The 17173-nt window shown below is 37.4% G+C and carries 18 protein-coding genes and 1 pseudogene; 3 read left to right on the forward strand and 16 right to left on the reverse strand.

The annotated features are described in order from the left end of the window. Positions 1-162: 162 nt before the first annotated feature. From HC723_RS10815 to HC723_RS10870, 12 genes are all read right to left on the reverse strand, one after another. On the reverse strand, positions 163-849 hold the full coding sequence (locus HC723_RS10815) for a DeoR/GlpR family DNA-binding transcription regulator (protein ID WP_190339071.1): 687 nt from the start codon (positions 847-849) through the stop codon (positions 163-165). Positions 850-1461: 612 nt separating this feature from the next. Further along, positions 1462-2133, reverse strand: coding sequence for a DUF4145 domain-containing protein (locus HC723_RS10820; protein ID WP_190339072.1), 672 nt, complete (start codon positions 2131-2133; stop codon positions 1462-1464). A 355-nt stretch (positions 2134-2488) separates the two neighbouring features. Beyond that, positions 2489-3496: a hypothetical protein gene (locus HC723_RS10825; protein ID WP_190339073.1), complete on the reverse strand. Its 1008-nt coding sequence runs from the start codon at positions 3494-3496 to the stop codon at positions 2489-2491. Between the two features lie 380 nt (positions 3497-3876). Continuing rightward, entirely contained in the window at positions 3877-4596 is a 720-nt protein-coding gene (locus HC723_RS10830; RefSeq protein ID WP_190339074.1) for an AbiU2 domain-containing protein, read from the reverse strand. 133 nt (positions 4597-4729) lie between these two features. Beyond that, on the reverse strand, positions 4730-5332 hold the full coding sequence (locus HC723_RS10835) for a hypothetical protein (protein WP_190339075.1): 603 nt from the start codon (positions 5330-5332) through the stop codon (positions 4730-4732). 142 nt (positions 5333-5474) lie between these two features. Then, positions 5475-6248 (reverse strand): hypothetical protein, encoded by a 774-nt coding sequence (locus HC723_RS10840; RefSeq protein WP_190339076.1) that lies wholly within the window; start codon positions 6246-6248, stop codon positions 5475-5477. A 360-nt stretch (positions 6249-6608) separates the two neighbouring features. After that, positions 6609-6848: a hypothetical protein gene (locus HC723_RS10845; RefSeq protein WP_190339077.1), complete on the reverse strand. Its 240-nt coding sequence runs from the start codon at positions 6846-6848 to the stop codon at positions 6609-6611. A gap of 118 nt (positions 6849-6966) precedes the next feature. Continuing rightward, on the reverse strand, positions 6967-7347 hold the full coding sequence (locus tag HC723_RS10850) for a hypothetical protein (RefSeq protein WP_190339078.1): 381 nt from the start codon (positions 7345-7347) through the stop codon (positions 6967-6969). A 47-nt stretch (positions 7348-7394) separates the two neighbouring features. Then, entirely contained in the window at positions 7395-8195 is an 801-nt protein-coding gene (locus tag HC723_RS10855) for a ubiquinol-cytochrome C chaperone family protein (RefSeq protein WP_190339079.1), read from the reverse strand. A 178-nt stretch (positions 8196-8373) separates the two neighbouring features. Then, complete coding sequence (locus tag HC723_RS10860; RefSeq protein WP_238925459.1) at positions 8374-8841, reverse strand: RNase H family protein; 468 nt, start codon at positions 8839-8841, stop codon at positions 8374-8376. Positions 8842-8915: 74 nt separating this feature from the next. Further along, entirely contained in the window at positions 8916-9098 is a 183-nt protein-coding gene (locus tag HC723_RS10865; protein ID WP_190339080.1) for a helix-turn-helix transcriptional regulator, read from the reverse strand. Positions 9099-9157: 59 nt separating this feature from the next. Continuing rightward, the gene (locus HC723_RS10870; RefSeq protein WP_190339081.1) at positions 9158-9799 is read right to left on the reverse strand and encodes an inovirus Gp2 family protein; all 642 of its coding nucleotides are present in this window, start codon (positions 9797-9799) and stop codon (positions 9158-9160) included. A 370-nt stretch (positions 9800-10169) separates the two neighbouring features. Here HC723_RS10870 and HC723_RS10875 point away from each other — a divergent pair, with 370 nt between their 5' ends. Beyond that, positions 10170-11216, forward strand: coding sequence for a hypothetical protein (locus tag HC723_RS10875; protein ID WP_190339082.1), 1047 nt, complete (start codon positions 10170-10172; stop codon positions 11214-11216). A gap of 154 nt (positions 11217-11370) precedes the next feature. On the opposite strand, the pseudogene HC723_RS10880 reads toward HC723_RS10875, so the two are convergent. Continuing rightward, a pseudogene (locus HC723_RS10880) lies at positions 11371-11546 on the reverse strand (integrase); the annotation flags it as partial. A gap of 199 nt (positions 11547-11745) precedes the next feature. Between HC723_RS10880 and ylqF the strand changes: the two are divergent. After that, positions 11746-12690: a ribosome biogenesis GTPase YlqF gene (gene ylqF, locus HC723_RS10885; RefSeq protein ID WP_190339083.1), complete on the forward strand. Its 945-nt coding sequence runs from the start codon at positions 11746-11748 to the stop codon at positions 12688-12690. On the opposite strand, the gene HC723_RS10890 is transcribed toward ylqF, so the two are convergent. Further along, positions 12687-13118 carry a nitrous oxide-stimulated promoter family protein gene (locus HC723_RS10890; protein ID WP_190339084.1) on the reverse strand — a complete coding sequence of 144 codons (432 nt, stop codon included), beginning with the start codon at positions 13116-13118 and terminating at the stop codon, positions 12687-12689. The genes ylqF and HC723_RS10890 overlap by 4 nt on opposite strands. A gap of 4 nt (positions 13119-13122) precedes the next feature. Further along, complete coding sequence (locus tag HC723_RS10895) at positions 13123-14121, reverse strand: CobW family GTP-binding protein (protein WP_190339085.1); 999 nt, start codon at positions 14119-14121, stop codon at positions 13123-13125. A gap of 876 nt (positions 14122-14997) precedes the next feature. On the opposite strand from HC723_RS10895, the gene clcA reads away from it, so the two are divergent. Then, a complete protein-coding gene (gene clcA, locus HC723_RS10900) occupies positions 14998-16545 on the forward strand; it encodes a H(+)/Cl(-) exchange transporter ClcA (protein WP_190339086.1) in 1548 nt (515 codons plus the stop codon). A gap of 129 nt (positions 16546-16674) precedes the next feature. Here clcA and HC723_RS10905 read toward each other — a convergent pair whose 3' ends face one another. After that, positions 16675-17049 carry an HAD-IA family hydrolase gene (locus HC723_RS10905; RefSeq protein ID WP_190339090.1) on the reverse strand — a complete coding sequence of 125 codons (375 nt, stop codon included), beginning with the start codon at positions 17047-17049 and terminating at the stop codon, positions 16675-16677. Positions 17050-17173 lie beyond the last annotated feature (124 nt).

Genomic DNA, 17173 nt, shown 5'->3' on the forward strand with positions numbered 1-17173 from the left:
ACATAGTAGCCAAAAAGCAAATTTAATTTCCTTTGGTATTACCTCTACTTTATTATTCCTCTGTGTTTCAGACGAACTTATATTGAGAGTATCACTCATAAGATATCCTTATTATTAATTAAATTATTTATTTTATTTTAAATTTTGTTTTGTTTCACGTTATTACAAATCAGTTATTACTACATCTACCGATTCGTTATCACATATTTTAAGAAGACTTCTTTTTTTGTATTTAGATTTATCGGCAATTAGAATAACTTGATCAGATATATCGATAAAACTTCTTTTTATTTGATAGTTATATTCATTTGAATCCCAAACTCCTGAGTCATAATCAAACCCAACGCAGGAAAAGAAGCAGACGTCCAAAGACATATTAGCCAGTGTCTCCACTGCTAGTGGACCATAGAAACTACTGTACTTCTCGGAATAACTGCCACCAGTACAAATTATATTAATATTACTTTTACCTTCAAGGGCAATAACATTCTGAAGAGAATTGGTAATAATAGTGCAACTGATATTTGGAATCTCTCGAGCGAGACACCAACTCGATGAACTTGCGTCTAAACCTATTACCATGTCTTCTTTAATATAATCTAACGCTTTGCTTACCAGTAATTCCTTTTCTTCTATATAGTCCTTAGAACGCGCATGAAAAGAAAGACCTTCATCAATTTCTTGAACACTAATAGCCCCACCATGAACTCTTTTAAGGGCGCCCGATTCATCAAGCTTTTTTAAATCTCGACGAATGGTTTCCACAGAAACATTAAAGGCTTCTGCTATTTCTTCGACGGTTGCACTTCTTTGATCATTTATTAGCTCAACAATTTGTAGGCTTCTCATAATGGTCTCCCGCTTGCTTGATTATTAATTTACCAACGAAAAAATGGCAAAACTGTGACGAAATCGCCATCAAGCCCGTTATTGACCGATTTGTGACTGATATTGTGGACTATTAAACACAAATGCCCGCAAATTATAAAAACAGTCATTCATTAATAAGGAATTATAATTGTTAGAACAGATTGTAATCACCACTTACATAGATTGAATGATATTGCGAATACTTGCCTATTTAGACCAAAGCGTATAACTCAGGAGAGGTGAGGACACGAAATGTCTGCACAGAGACAGTAATAAGTATCCACCAAGTAAACATGAAACAATGATTAGCTGAACTTGGCTAACTAAAGTGGGTAAAAACAGGAGAATTAATACTCTAAGAAACTTTGGGGCATTTCTGTGTCAGTAACCTTGCTAAATTAGCAATTCATGAATAACTACAGGCATGGAAAACCACTAACTCGGTGCCATGCGTGAATAGACCAGTTCAAGGCGCAATGCCCCTCGATCATCATCGAATAATTTACTTAATAAAGATGCTTCGGGCTTGTTCAACACTCGGGATTTAACGTTGGCTGCGCAACGCTTAATCCTTATCTGTTATAAGAAAAATCACTTATAGGACTTATGCATTTGAGTTGATTTACTTTCAAGATCAAATTTTGCTTCATACAAATGAAGCATTAATGCTTCTAGCAAGTCTATTGCTAAAGACAAGTCCTTTCTTTGGGGCGAAATCAATTTATGTGCAGCACTATCACCCATGAATTTTAGAGTTAACAGCCCTTCGGTAATACTTTTTGGCATCCCTACGATATCGTTTAATTTTTCTATTTTTATATGAAACTTCCACGCTACACTATCAGTGATACCTTGGTCTATGCATATCGCTTCGAGCAGTGTTCGTATGGCTGTTGCAGTAGGGATTGCTAGACCGTACTTAAACGAAGTAACAATATCTCGATATAAATCCTGCAGTTCATCTTTGATGTAACAAAAGTTTTTAGGGTTGCGATGGCTAAAAGTATGTTCTGGATAAAAGGTAGACACATACACTTGCTCAACCCCATCATTCATACCAGCGCATGTATATTTATCTTCTAAGCAAGCAGAATCACAACCCATACAAACCCAAAACGTATATTCAGATTCCTCTAAAGGTGAACTTTCATCAACGCAACCATCATCTTCATCAAAATATACGATTTTTGTATGAGAACTCTTAGCTGTGTGATTCGTTGTTCGATTACAGCTGTTACAGTGAATTTTTTTAATTTCGCCCATTGTTTGCCTTTTCTTATAACATTTTAATATCGTTAGGCACGAGCTCACACTTTCAGCCCCCAAAATTCATTGCTTAACCAACTGAAAAATAAGCATATAATACAGTATGAATCCGATTTTTCAGGTGCAAACCGTGCAAACACACATTTCTTCCTATTCAAGGCTCGTTATCACTGAAGAACTTCCATTTAGTTATCGAATATTCAATAGCTTAGAAACACTTAAACAACGTATTCGTGCGTGGTTGTGATTGAAGTTCAGTCTCTAGTGGTCTAGTGGTCTAGTGAGTTAGAAAGTTGAGGACAAAGTTAGAACTCTAGGCACGACGAATAAGGCAAATATTGCTCGTCGTTTGTTATGTAGCTTTTCCCGACTTTTCTAAGGCTTTTTTTATCTCAGTTTCATGTAAACGCTCGACGGACAAATAGTCAATCACTTTGGCGTAACGACCACCAGTATCGATATACTTTCTTTTCTCAGGAGTATTGATACTAGGCGTGATACAAGCAAAATCACACAGATTTAGATAAAAAGATCTTGCAATGCGATATGCCGCCACTAATTCATCCGTAGTTGTGCCGACAGTTAATATTGATTCTAATTCAGGTTGTTTTTCAATTTTTGCTGGTACGAGTACGCCTTTTTCAGCTAATTCGATGTAAATTTCTGGGATACCCAGCTTCTCAGACAGACTAAATATTGCACTACAAGCATAAAGGTAAGAAGACAGCGTCATTGGCTTGTTTACGTCTCTCAAGGTTTTATCAATCCTCATCTGAGCGGTAGATAATTCAGACTCAATATCCTTGAATACGCCTACATTTGGGGATGGTAGCCCTTGCGTTGGAGAGCCTAAGAAGAAATTTGTATGCAGACGTGGATGGACCTTAAAGTTCACTTCAATACATGAAAGATATTCTGTCTTACCGATTTGCTCAAAGTACGAGAACAATTCCTGCCGGTGTGAGCGATAAGTATCTAGATTGTTTTTATGCGACACAATTTCAATCTGCTTGGCAGATTGCTCAGTTGAGTGTAATCGGCTAATAAGAACGGATAAAGGAATAGCTAATGAAAGTAAAGCCAAGGGCAATACTGAAATGTGTAAGAACGTATTAAAGCCTTCAGCATTCAAAAGCACGTCATAGTCTTGCCATGCTAAAAAACCTGTTCCAAGAAAATATAGAATCGGAGCTAGAATTACCAACCAAAGTAACCCTTGTTTAATTAGCCCTAGCTCAGGATGAAGAGTCAAAACAAATCGGGTGCGCTCTACAAAATTGCTTCCCTTCGATAAAAAAACAAAAATCAGGCCGAAAGCCATGACCAGTGGTAATAAAATCAAGGCGATAAGTTGCGCCATATTTAAAATATCCTCCTGCTGCATAACGCTAATTAGACGGCCAACAGCCGAATTTTACGCTGATATAATGCCGTCATTTACCTACTGACTCAATTACAAATCAAAACTTATCAATAAAATAGAGAAGTTAAATCGCTATGAGTTGCATAGCTTTTAGGTGTGTGAGATTCACATAACTTTTTGTAGTGCCAATTCATATTAACATTATGTGAATGAGTATTAACTCTAAGTGATTTCGGGGCATTTTTGAGCTAAAAAATGCCACGCGTAAAAATTCAGGTTGTGATGTTTTTGGACAAAAACGTGTCAGGACTAGTAACCGGAAGGTTTCTATCGGATTAGAAAAAGTATCTTGAAGCCTTAAACGTTTGTATGGGAAATCACTTCGACCAAAACTCATTTGCTACAAACTCATGATGCTTCAAAGAGCTCTGACTATCAAAGTGAGCTTTAGTAAACAAAGAATACAACGAAAATATAATGTCATGTGATTGTTCAACAATGTCAGCAGCATCAGAATAGACCAAGCCAAAATCTGTAGCTTCAAAAGCTCTTCGACCAGCGGATTCAGTTGATTGAAACTGTTTATGCGAGATCATTTTGTTACGAGCATTATTTACTCGAATTCCAAGCTCAGAAGTAACTAGAGTTCGGTATTTTTCAATCGCTACTTCAGCCAAATTATCAAAGGCACTCATTTTTCGATTTGCTTCTTCCACACGCAAATACTCGACAGATTCATCTGAAACAGAACCATTCAATGAGACGATATTTAAATCCTTGGTGTCTGAAAACCATTTTTTAAGTTGGCTTTTAAAATTAGTGTCTTCTAACGCTTTTATAACATTATGTACGCTAGTCACTTTAGGCTGAGTATCAAACATAATTGCACGCATCTCAGACAGGACGTGCATATACAATGAGAAACGCAAAGTATTTGCGCCACTGGCAGCATAAGAACCATCCCACAGTTTCAGGTGCTCTGAGTCACCAATAAGATGAGAAAGTAGCTTTTGATTCTGGTCTGCTAAAAAGTAGGTATTCACAATACTAGAAAGCATCATTGCATTCTTATCAATTCTTTTAATTAATACGCTCATATTTCCTCAATTTACCTAGCCCAATTAAGGGTGAACAACGCCTCCATCCAAGCCTAAAGCATTATGCCATAGCCACTAAATTTGAAGTAGAAGCAAAAATGCCAAGCGTTGTGAATTCCTCTTGAATTGATTGTTAGGTTTTTTGCATCATGTTGATAACTTGGCTTTGGATTGCATGAGTTAGAGGACTTAATTGCTGCTGAAACTCTTCCACCGCTTTAGTCCAAGAATGAGATTTGCTATTAAATTCATCGGAATTGACTAAGTTTTCAATATGATTGACTGTAGTCATTAAATTTCCAAGTAGCTCGTGGAGCCCTTTAATCTCCCAAAATGCAAAAGGATACTGCATAATTAATTTTGATAGGTCTTCAAAAGCCATAGACATCTTTTTAGCAATATCTTGTTTAGCACCAAAGTTTGTTCGCGTTCTGGAAACTACACATTTTTCAGCCCAAAACTTCAACTCTCCAATCAATTCACCAGCCTTCTCTAAATGGACAGCTTTGCGTGTATAAATATGGTTTGACGTATGTGCTTCTTTAGAGTTCGCATGATTGATAGCAGCTAACATTTCAGAGTGATTTCTATCGATGTATTTTTCATGCCGATCATGCTTCCTGTTTATTTCTTGTTCTATTGTATTTTGTCTACGATTTAGCCTATGAACCGAAAATAAGGCTAAAATTGCTAATAGTGGAGTCACTACTTTTAGCACATCAAACACTGCGTCCATCGATCATTTACCTCTTAAAACATAACGCCACGTTAAGGTATGAGCAACGCTACCACAAAACTTAAGTCATTGTACCATAAACACTTAAGCTAAACTTTGAACTGAAGCCGCCGAGCGTTGGGAATCACTCTTAAACGTTTTGTTAGGCATATAGTTTCTTTTGATAAGCATTGACAGTTCTCAAACTTATTTTCATCGAATAAGATATAAACAAGTTGCTATAACCTAAATCAAATAATTTTTTTATTGTCGCTTTCCCTATTGGAGTGATTTGATTGTTACGCTTTCTGTTGTCAGGATGTATAGGCTTCAATAGGTGTATATGTTCTGAGGAAAACCTATCTTGCTCAGCATTTAAACGCTCGATTTCTAATTTTCTTTCCTCATACAACTTGTTTATTTTATCTGCCAATTTTTTCATTTCTTTTTTGTATAAACTTTCAGCATTCCTAAAAATATAACTATCAGTACTAATTGTGAGGATATAATTACCATTCATATTTTCGACTAATCGTTCATATACTTTTTCAGCTTTTACTGCAGCACCATGATTATATGAGAACTTTTGTGAAACAAATTTTGACACATCATCAGTGTTTAGATCAGAAAATAAATCTGCGAGTGAATGAGCTGAGTTATTTCTGAACTCAATCAGGTCTTCTATCAATATCCTATCACTTTGCTCTAGCACACCTTCGGAAACAAGAATATCCCATAGCTTCTGATATTTCTTCTTTGTTTTAGGGGTTATTCTTGGCTCTCCCAACTTACGTTGGTCATTAGACTGAATAGTCCTCATAGCGAAATTTTTAATTTCCTCGACATAGAAGACTACTAAAAGAACTTCATATGAACGATATTTCAAAATATTTGATTCTAAAGCTCGAAGCCTATCGCTAAATGGATTAAATCTCACCACCTTCTCCTTACAATATGCCTAACGCTTTCTATGCGGCTTTTAGCCGCTTTGCATACTCCTACTATCCAGTCTTTATAATTACTTTTCAATTGATAATCAATAGATTAATGAGAGGTAATGGATATTAGATTGCAAAATGAATCATAATTTTTAAAAAGCATACTGCGACACTCCCTCGGATAACTACAGGTAAGGGAAACTTTCATTCAAAAGAAGTAAATTAGCTTTAGTGATAACAAACAATGGGCAAAACTAAGTTAATACTTAACCAGATATCACCAGGCAGTCACAGACTCGAAGGAAGATAATTGCGCTAGTTCTTGTTTAAATTAAGGCAACTCAGTACATCTAAAAACCTCAACCACTGTACTTTTTAACCGCTAGCCAACTTTCAAAACGTATTACGTCTTTTTTAGGATTGCCCATTGCACTCGTAAATCTTGCTGAGCTACAGGTTAAATTAAGATCAGGGAATGTCTCTTGTGCATCAAATAAGGTATTAAAATACTGACACCCAGAACCATCGTCAGTGAGCTCCCCTTTTTTGACTCCGCAAACAATGACACAGGTATATGGGTTCCATGATTTTTTACTCATTGACTACTTCCCCATTTTATATTCTTTAACGACCGACGTGCTGGGCATGATTCAAAGATATAAATTGAGTTGTCAATCGATAGTCAGTAAAAATATCTGACTATCTATAATCGCTGGATTATCCTTTTTTAAAATCCACAACCAATTGATTATCTACAAGATCTCTGCCTATCTCATAATCTGGATTAAACGTACTCAGGTTATGCATTGCAATAGCTCCCATGGATACCACACCAACAGCGCCGGTAACCCCACCCCAAACACTTAATCCACAAGCGGCTACCCGACCGACAGTATAGACTCGACAACGTAGCCCTTTACGCTCAATTGCATGTTCTAGCATTTGCACTACTTTCATCATATTGCCGCCAACCGCCACGACTTCAAACGATTGTCGATTTTGGATCATGTTATCCAGTAAGCTGCTAGATATCTCATCGTAAACAATTTTTCTCTTAACTTTCGTGACCTTAGTTTTATTCTTTTTAAAAATACTCATGTGAAAACTCCTTATAATGACCTCTAATTCAATCAAGCTTTTATCGGTTACTGTTTCTCTCCACATTCAGGACAGAACTTTACCGTGGCATCGCCAAGCTCGATTTGGCAATTAGAACAAGTTTTCATACTTTGTTTTTTTCTAAGCATCGCAATATGAATAACACAAGGAATAGTGACGCTATATGCAGGACCAGCCACATCGACAGCCGTCCACGCCCCGCCAATAACCCAACCAATTGGACCGGTTAATATTGAAGCCCAACGAGCAATAGCGGCATTGGTGGTCAGCATCAAACCTCGACCTAAAATTAAGCGAGCAATTTGGTTTGCCACTATCAAGGTTAATTGGTACGACTTAAATCCTCCCATCCTAAATGCTTGAATAGCTATCATGGTCGCAGTGCCACCTTTCGATAGACTTTCATAGCCTAACTCTTTCACGAGCGATAATTGCTCTTCTTCCGACATCTTACCTATCGCTTGCTTTAATACCTTCTCCATAATGGCATTTTCCATGACAACAACGGGATCGCTCTTACTGACATCCGCTTTCAGTTTCTTCGCAACGTCATAAACGATTTCTTGATAAGTAGGGCCTTGTTTACGCCAGGCATTGGCAAACGAGTTACCACCCATATCTCGGATTTCTTTGGCAATCACGCCATAGTATTTTTGATGGTACGGGGAATAACGCTTGTACACTTCGCTAGAGGTTAAATCTTCCGATAGTTTCTTTTTCAAGTAATCGACCAACACGCTTAAATCATCGTTAGACGCATTTTCTAATACAGGGTTAAGGTCTTTATCGTAGTTCTTATCTGGAATGGTAATAATAGTAAGTGACATACTGCTCTCTCTTTATCGTGTAAATTTGTCATCATGATAAGGAGCTCGATGGCACTATTTGCAAAACAGGTAAAATGAATCGATAGTGTGATAAAAATCACAAAGGGCAACCGTTAGGCTGAACAATGAAAATGGGCAATAGCGCCATTACGCAATTCACATACATTCAATGAAGCTATTACATTGCTGCACGCACTGCTAATTCATCCGCCTTAGCATTGCCCTCTATCCTCGCATGCGCCCTCACTTTCACCACATGAACAAACTTACGTGAGCGTAGTTCATCAATCATTAGCCATAAGTGTCGATAAGCGACCGGTTTTTTATTTGATTTTCGCCAGCCACGCGCTTTCCACCCGTTAATCCATTCATTGAATCCTTTCACACAAAAATCACTGTCTGAATAAATCGTATCGCCATCGCTTGCCAGCTCTAACCCCTCTACTAGCGCCATGAGTTCAAGTTCAGCATTGTTCGTTAGCCTATCGACCGTAATGCTTTCCGTATGCACAAGCGTATTCATCTCATCATAAATGGCTATCCCTATCCCGCCCTTGATGCAACCACCTTGATTATTCGGTGCTGCACCATCCACAAAGATGGCGTATTTAGTCGTGTCTAACATGTCATAATATCGATTGTTCATTTTTTATTCCTTAATTTTAAATTTAATACTATCGTGCTATTCGTCATGAACTTCATAACTGCAATGGATATTGATTAGGTGCGACTTTGCTCAATCATATTTTCAATCCATTCGATAACATCACTCTCAATCCATGCTACGGCTCTATCACCTAAGCTGACGGATTTTGGAAATTCATCGCTATTCATTTTCTTATAAATACTTGAACGGCTTAATGCGGTTAAATTGATTACTTCTTTTAATCTAATTAATCTCATGATTTATTCCTCGAATGGTTATTTTCATGAGAAGTGGTAAAGTTGTTTTTAAATGTTGCTTATTTTTGACTACTACCAAAATTACGCTTACCTGAACCATAAATTTTTGATTCAAATTTTGCTAAGTAACTAAGGCGATTAAAAACGCAATTAAACTTATAAATAAAAGATTCCTGCCATATTTTTAACAAATAGAAAGGTTCACTCTTTGGAAAATGAACTAATGTGAATACATCTTCAATGTCACACTTCATTGCACTCGCCCAGGCGCAATAAATCATTCCAGCCAAATTATCTTCCACTGTTCTATAATTACCCAGACCATTAAAAGCATCACCATTAAGAAATATACCAAGGTGATAATGAACGTTATTATTTACACCAAACTCCCGGCACCAAACATATTCCATTTCTGACTTATGGACTCGTATCCCTTTACGTTTATTTTTTCTTTCACGAGCTTTTATTTTGGCTTTCAGTGAGTCAAAGAACCGACTGATCACTCGGCTATCGATAGATGCTGAAATAGGGGTGTGTAGATCTACCCTCACCACCAGCGTCCTTGAATGATTATTCAATGCCTTTTTCATGACAGCCTGTATGACATCAAGATATTTTGGATTACTCGGGTACTTATCAAGAATACTCCAACCATTGTGATCGGAAAGTTGTGGGTATTGGTTTAAAGGAATGGTTTTCATTTTGAGGCTCCTACGTGATTAATTCATAGGAGGTGATGAGTTGTTCTAGATTGGATGATTACTTGAATGGTTAGTTGGTAGGTGATTTGTGATTCAGCTATAGGGTTAAAGATTAGTATTAACATAACCGACATAGGTCATACTCGTATCAGGTATTTTATACCTCACAATTTAAGAAAATAATTAATAGAAAAGCACTCTGACAAAGTGGCCAAACTAACGCTATAAAGCTATATAGATAGTTATCAACAAAAATACAATCACTTTAAAGTAACTTAAAAACAGCTTCATAATAACTTTGACAAGCCTTTAAATTAGCTATATTTTTACTTTTTATCTACTTTAAATTCAAAAATATAGAGTACGTTCTATGTATAAAACCAGTAAATCCGCATTTCAATCAAAGTTACAAGCTCACTTAAAGTTAATGCTTTCCTACTCAAAAGACATGAGAAATTACCCCTATCTACCACTGTTTGGGGCAAAATCAACTGAAGAATTAAAAGCGGATTATAAAAAATTCATATCTAAACGTAAGTATCTTGAATCAGAAATTTCACAAAATTTAAACTCATTCATCAATAGCAAAATAATCACAGAATCAGACATTCCTTGGTTCGATATAGCCAATACCAGAATGTGTTTTTTCATTTGGTATAACTGCATTAAAATTCAAATAACATCTAAAATCTACAACACATCAGTCTCTCTAGTACCCACATTACAGGGAGACTCCGCTATCCATAATCCGCCAATATATTTACCAGATAATATTATAATCTCACGAATTCCTGAGATTATTTTTGGTTACGAATATAATACACACATGGAACTCAATCAAAGCCCAACCCCTCAGTCTTGCTGGGAAGAAACATTAGCCTTTATGAGTATATTAAACATTGATAAACACAAGAAAGTGGCATTTTTAGAATGTATACATCAACTATATTTAAGCGCATATAAAATTGACTCATTTTCATGGTTAGATAAAACAGATGAAACTTGGGCGTTAGAATACATCAAAGATACCATTTTAAAATATAAAGATATAAGTCACTTATTCCCCTCGTCATTTCCAGCAAAACATTATAAAGATGTCATCATTCTACTATTTGATGTTTCATCCATATCAAATGATGAAAAATCAGAATCACTAACAAAATTAAAAAAAGCATGGCAGCAGCAAAAACACAGAAACAAGCTAAATGAAAAAAACAAAAAAAACTACAACTACATAATGCATGAAAATATTGGAAATAAAATAAACACTATAAAATCACAATGGGAAGAACGTGCCAACAGTGGGAATTCAGAGCCTTGGAACAAGCGTATTTTCAACAAAAATGAAATCTTAGAGATGTTAATTGATGCGGAATTTGAAAGATTAAAAGACATACCACCAGAAGAAATAAAATAAAAAATTAGATATCAATGATAAGTATAAAAGTTGAAAATACCATGTAAGAGTGGTGAGGCTGTAAATTATCATCGTCCCATTTTTAATTTAGCTATGTGTAAGTGAAAATCTCACTTACACACACTAAGGAAATTTTATTTAATATAAATAAAATTCACATGACTTGCTTCAATCTCACACCATCAGCTACACTGTAACTTCCGTAGCTAGACTTTTCGATATGTCCTCACTCCACCAACTCATCAGAACTCGTCGACGATCTAAGTAATCTGTTCGATTGTAAGCAGCTCTAATTTGATTTTTATCAGTATGGGCAAGAACAGCTAGGATGTACTCCAACCCAAAGTGTTAGGCTTTCAGCAAGCTTATCTCCCTCTCCAACATAAACAATGTTAATATATGTGCATCTCATTTCAGGGTTATTAACGCTTTTAACGAAGTGGCCGGACAAACTGTCATAAAAAAATCGAAAAGTCCCCCAAAAATACCCCCAATGCACATTACAAAAAACAAAGGTAAATAAATTCAAATGGTTAACAACAGTATCCAGTGGTTTCCGGGCCATATGCACAAAGCTCGTAAAGAAATAGAAGAAGTTATCCCTAAAATCGACGTAATTATTGAAGTGCTGGATGCGCGTATTCCGTTCTCTAGTGAGAATCCGTTAATTTCACATCTGCGCGGTGATAAACCTTGTATTAAAGTGCTCAACAAACGTGATTTATCCGATCCGGAGCTAACCCAGTTATGGATCGATCACTTTGAAAAAGAGCAAGGCGTTAAAGCCATGGCGATCACCACTGAAAATCCACAAGAAGTGTTTAAAATCATGGAGTTATGTCGAAAGTTAGCGCCACATCGTAGTGATATTGGTAAAGATATTCGCACCATGATCATGGGTATACCGAACGTAGGAAAATCAACGATTATCAATACGTTGGCCGGTCGCATGATTGCACAAACGGGTAACCAGCCAGCGGTAACGCGTCGCCAACAGCGTATTAATCTACAAAACGGCATAGTATTGTCGGATACCCCTGGGATTTTATGGCCTAAAGTTGAGAATCCGCACAGTGGTTTTCGTTTAGCCGCAACTGGCGCGGTTAAAGATACGGCAATGGAATATGATGAAGTGGCTTTTTATACAGTGGAATACCTTGCCAAGGAATACCCAGACTTATTGAAAGAGCGCTACAATATTGAAGAATTACCACAAACAGAAATTGAGTTGATGGAAGAGATTGGGCGTAAACGTGGTGCATTGCGCGCTGGTGGCCGAATTGATTTACACAAATCGTCTGAAATTTTATTGCATGAATTACGCAGCGGTACATTAGGAAAAATCACTCTTGAGCGACCAGAAATGATCACTCAAGAATTGATTGATGTAGAAATTGAAGCTGAACGTAAAAAAGAAGCACAAATTAAGAAAAAAGAAGAGCGCCGTAAACGTTATCTGCGTAATAAACGCTAGTTATTTCCTGAGCGCTCGCAGTTTGCTTTTCTTTTAGCACGGTTTGATTGATTCGCGGCGGGTTTCCCTGCCGCTTTTTTACGCTCTTTAATTAAATGACGGATCGCCAAGATCGGATGTGGCATTAACATGCGAGGACCCGCATAAATCATCACCTCACGCATTTGAGCTTTTGGTTCTGGTTTATAACAGTGGATTGGGCATTTATTGCAGGTTGGTTTGGTTTCACCATAAGGGCAACGATCTAAGCGCATTTCTGCGTAATCTAACAAACTTTGGCACTCTTGGCATAACACCTGATGATTTTTATCGCCCAAGTTAGTAGCATGATGGGCACGACAATAAATGCCAGTCATTGCTTGCAAGGTTTTATATTCAGTTTGCAACGAACCGATAAGTAATTCGCTATTTGAAAGTGTTTTTTTCATTGGTCTATTTATTGATAATTAAAGATAATAAAACATCTTCCAGTTGTTGCCATGGCATTAACTCGCTATCGATCACTTCAATTCGAGATTCATAACCTTCCAGTGTCATTTGATTGACTGATACAACACCATTCGACATATTAAACGCATAGCAGCCCTGATCGGTATTCATTACCGCTTTGACTCGCTCGGCAGTGAGCGATGACAACATAGAAAATAGTTGATCAAAATTGAAAATAAACTCTGCACCAAATAACCAACCACAACTAAAATAACCTTGTCCTTTATTTTCTTTACGAACGTATTCTTGTCCTGGTTGTAAGCCAAATTGTGGATCTAAATGACCATGGCTATGACTTGAATGTTCTGATGCCGTTAACGCTTCTGCGACTCTTACCTGTTTAAGTAAAACTAAATCAATTGAACCTTGTGACGTTGTCACTAGCTGTAATCGTTCAGCGCCTAATGGATGCTTGAGTTTAAACTGTTCAAACCAAAGGATTAAATTATCGATATCTTGTTCAGATGATTGATCCGCTTTATTGGCGATGATAATTTGAGCGGAGTCAAGTTGGTCATTAAAATTTTGATTAGCCGTATATTTTTCATCTGAGATATGACGAGGATCAACTAAAGCAATGGTCGCTTTTAGATCAACATAAGGAGCGAATTGCTCAGAGAGTAATTTGGAAGTCACTTCTTTGGGATGACCGAGTCCCGTTGGTTCAATCAATAAACGGTCGGGCTTGGTTCGTAATAGCGCATTAATACCCACAGACATTGGGACACCAGCGGTACAGCACATACACCCACCAGGGATCTCTTTGATCATCGCGCCTTGCTCGGTCATCAAGGCACCATCAATACCAATTTCACCAAATTCATTAACTAAAACCGCCCAATTTTCGTCTTTAGGCTTATTCTTTAATAAATGTAAGATGGTGGTGGTTTTACCCGCACCTAAAAAACCGGTAATGATATTTGTAGCGACTCGCTGTGACATAGATGCTCCTTGTGAGAGCCGGCAGTATATACTTTTATTGTTTGAATTTGCAGTATTAGTTGATGGAGGGCTCGGTTATAACCTCCACAATTCATCCCGTTAATCCATTGGTCGGGTTACACCCTAACATCTATATTTCAACAACAATTAATGACTCTGTATCGAATGCTAGACAGTAAAAAGCGCACCAATTGCAGTGCGCTTTCCCCTCGAGACTCAATCGTGAGTATGCGAGTCAATCAGGTAATATATCCTGTTGACCATAGGTCGAGGATTTCTCAGTTTGTTACGTTACACTTTCCACATTGTACTCTTTGTTACTAACACGTGTTTTTTACTTTAAAGCATGTATCTTGAAACGTTTTGTGTCTTTAACATATGTGTTTCTAGCGCTTATCTTTGTTGTTATGTTGCTTTGTTGCTTTGTATCTATTTTGTAGCGGTGTACATATTACTTTGTCACTTTTTACTATGTAGCCTTTTACTATGTAGCCTTTGTCACGTCTTTCTGTGTAGCGTTTACTGTGTATTTGTTGCGGTATCTCTTTTTACTTTGTCACGATAAATCTAAATATCTAACAACATTGAAGTGTTTCGCGCTATGTCAGTTAACGTATTACTGTGTCGATTTGGCTTTCGCCTGCAGAAGCTATTCCCTCCCTGTAAAGTATGTCTTCTACCTATAAAAAGTATGGTTCATAACTTTCAAATTACAAGCTGATCCAAAATAATATTTTCTGATAAAATCTGTGCTATTTTACTACTTTATGAGTAAACTTACTTTTCGTAACAATTAGATGTAATTATTTCATAATATTTTATAATCTAGATCTCATTTTTATCACTTCCTCATCATCATAGGAATCTCAAACCCTAATGGCTAAAACAAAAGCGTTTAAAAAATCTTTTACTCAATACAAATCGAAAAAATTTGTCGGAGTAATTTTAACTCGGGATAAAACCCCCGTTTCGATTTTGTTATTATCTGCCATCGTTGGTATTTTAGCTGGTTTTGTCGGCACCTTTTTTGAAATAGCCGTCACTTGGGTATCAGAGACTCGTACTGAATGGTTAAAGCAAGAAGTTGGTTCCGCTGTGCCTTTGTGGTTAACCGCCATCCTTGTTAGTGCTGCACTCGCTTTTGTCGGTTACTACCTTGTAAACCGTTTTGCTCCTGAAGCCTCCGGTTCTGGTATTCCTGAAATAGAAGGCGCGATGGATGATATTCGCCCCGTTCGCTGGTGGCGTGTTATACCAGTAAAATTCTTTGGTGGTCTAGGTGCACTTGGATCGGGGATGGTATTAGGCCGTGAAGGTCCTACAGTACAAATGGGCGGAAATATTGGACGTATGGTTTCTGATATTTTTCGCTTAAAAGACCCTGATGGACAACACTCTTTATTAGCTTGTGGTGCCGCTGGTGGCTTAACTGCCGCATTCAATGCTCCTCTCGCGGGTATCATGTTTGTGGTTGAAGAAATGCGTCCTCACTTTCGATACAACTTATTGTCAATTAAAGCCGTTATTATTTCCTCTGTAATGTCGACCTTAGTATTTCGCAGCATAAAGGGTCAAGATGCGGTGATCACCATGCCGCAATACAACCCTCCAGAATTACACACTTTATGGCTTTTCTTAGTTCTTGGTCTGATGTTTGGTATTTTTGGTGTCACCTTCAACCGCTTGGTTACTTGGGCGCAAGATATGTTCGCGCTGATCCATAGAAATGAACGTAAACGCTACTTGATCACTGGTACTGTTATTGGTGGTGTATTTGGTTTATTACTGATTTACTTACCTGAATTAACCGGTGGTGGGGTTGAGCTTATTCCTGGTGCAACTAATGGTGACTACAGTATTAGTTTCTTAATGATCCTATTTCTTGCGCGTATTGCCACAACGTTAATTTGTTTTGGGTCTGGTGCTCCAGGTGGTATTTTTGCTCCGATGCTGGCACTAGGAACATTATTTGGTACCTTCTTTGGTCAATTTGCCCTTTATATTGACCCAAGCTTACCCATTGAACCTGGAATGTTTGCGATTGCAGGTATGGGGGCATTGTTTGCAGCAACAGTTCGAGCCCCTATCACCGGTATTTTACTGGTTATTGAAATGACTAATAACTATCATTTGATCTTGCCACTGATCATTACCACTTTGGGCGCGACCATCATGGCGCAGTTACTCGGTGGACAACCTATTTACACCCAATTACTACATCGAACCTTGAAGAAAGCCAAATTACAGCGTGGTGATCTTCCAATTACAACGCCAGTAGTAAAAGTAAAAACTGATATTGATGAGACTAAGGCGACAACAACTGAATCCGCAATCTCAACGGAGCTAACCGATGAACATAAACCTGCGAAAAAGGTTGCTGGTGATTATGGTGAAGCTTTAAATATTAAAGATGATAAAACATAATTAACGATCAAAACGGTCGTTTATAGGTAGTGAAATATGGCGATATAACATCACACTCGACCCTTTGTTCAATCCTCACAAATCTATTATGATAGATCTCCTGATTAGTTTGAGTATTTATAATATTAGCTAATGATGAAATAGCGGTAATTTTTGCAGTTCAGATAAATTCGCAATATGACTCACTAATGGGTGCTGAATCACTTTAGCTTCTAATGGTGTAAAATGAATAGTCTGGATCCCTGCATTGATACCCGCTTTTACTCCGTTTTCGGTATCATCCACAAATAAGCACTCTTCGAGTTTAAAGCCCATCTGCATGGCCGCATACAGCAGTAAATCGGGTTCGGGTTTCCAGCAATTAATATCAAATGCACTGAAGATATTATTTTCAAAAAGATCAAACATTCCGGTCAGTTCAAGAGATTGTTGCATCTTCGCGGTTGGTCCATTGGAAGCTACGCACACCGCAATATTTTGATTAATTAGATATTGAACGGTTATTCTGGTCTAATCGATCTGGACACCTTGATTGTGGATAATACGATAATCAATCGAGGTGAATATGAATACAAAACGTCAATATCGAACTTATACGAAAGAATTTAAAGAAGAGGCAATCGGCCTT

Origin of the sequence: Vibrio sp. S11_S32, assembly GCF_014694465.1 — a bacterium.
GTDB lineage: Bacteria > Pseudomonadota > Gammaproteobacteria > Enterobacterales > Vibrionaceae > Vibrio > Vibrio algicola.